The organism is Epilithonimonas bovis DSM 19482 (assembly GCF_900108115.1).
Taxonomy (GTDB): domain Bacteria; phylum Bacteroidota; class Bacteroidia; order Flavobacteriales; family Weeksellaceae; genus Epilithonimonas; species Epilithonimonas bovis.
This window is the reverse complement of record NZ_FTPU01000086.1, coordinates 1-1,426: the sequence shown is the minus strand read 5'-3', so window position 1 is coordinate 1,426 and position 1,426 is coordinate 1. Positions and strand designations below refer to the sequence as shown.

The window sequence follows — 1,426 nt, the reverse complement described above, 5'->3', positions numbered from 1 at the left end:
TTCAAAAACAAATCACTAAATTTGGATTGACTGACAGAGATATTGAAATCACAAAATACTGATTATCAATATTAAAATTTAACGTTAGTCAGAATACTATAAAACAGAAAATTAATAATCCATGCCATTAGATTTATCAGACATTTTAGTAGTGGGAGTTTCAAGTCGAGCGCTATTTGATTTGGAAGAAGAAAACGAAATTTTCACTAAAGAAGGAATTTCAGGATATAGAAAATACCAACAAGAACACTAGGATGAATTACTTAAACCGGGAACTGCATTTCATTTAGTTCAAAGTTTACTGCACTTAAATTCAGATGCAAAAAAGAGAATTGTAGAACTTGTAGTGATGTCTAGAAATAGTCCTGAAACGGGCGTACGAATTATTAACTCCTTACGTGAGCATAAATTAGATATAACTCGAATGGCATTTAGTGGTGGCGAACCATTATCTCCGTATATTGACGCTTTTGATATAGACTTATTTTTAAGTAAAGATGCTAAAGACGTTCAGTCTGTAATTGACTCTAAAAGCTGCGCTGCTGCATATATATATTCACCACCGACTGAGTTTAAACCTTTAGACAATAGGGTTAAAATTGCATTTGATGCAGACGCTGTACTTTTTTCTGATGAGTCTGAGCACAGATATAAAACAGAGGGAATTGAAGCTTTTCATAAATATGAACAAGAACATGAAAATGAAGAATTAGGAGAAGGTCCATTTGCAAAATTGTTAATTAAGTTATCAAAAATTCAAGAAGAGCTACCTACAACAATAGAATTATCTCCATTAAGATTAGCTATTGTAACAGCTAGAAATGCTCCTTCGCATATGCGAGTAATTAAAACATTACGAAAATGGAGAGTATATGTAGATGAGGCATATTTTTTAGGAGGTATTTCAAAAGATAAAGTTCTAAAAGCATTTGGAGCCCATATATTCTTCGATGACCAAGATGTCCATCTCAAAGATTCTTCGAAATTTGTACCTTCAGGCAAAGTTCCCTACGCATTTGATTCTCCTCTCTATAAAGCAGATTTGTCGAATATTAAACTTGAATTAATAAGTCCAATTGAAACCGAAATTAAGTAGCACTGTCTATAAAAGGTAATTGTTGTACATCTCCAATTTTAAGATAAAATATCAAATCTATTTTAAGGTGAGTTAAGCAAATCTCTTATAATTCTTTTTTTAGGAGCAAAACAAAAAGGAAGTCCAATAATGGTAAAGGTTGTTAAGATGCTATAGATTTCTTGTGTTTTCATATTTGTGTTTTTCAAGAACTTCCCAGAATAAAATTATATTTTGTAAATTACATATCTAAGAACTAACTCGTAGTGCATTATCAAACGAGATTTATTTTTAGGTTGTTTATATTTCTATCAAAAATAAATCTATTCAAAAACTGAATAGTTGTAAGGG

The 1,426-nt window shown here is 30.9% G+C and carries 1 pseudogene; it reads left to right on the top strand.

Going from position 1 to position 1,426, the window contains the following annotated elements:
- Positions 1-121: 121 nt before the first annotated feature.
- A pseudogene (locus B0B05_RS16215) lies at positions 122-1,096 on the top strand (5'-nucleotidase).
- Positions 1,097-1,426: the final 330 nt, after the last annotated feature.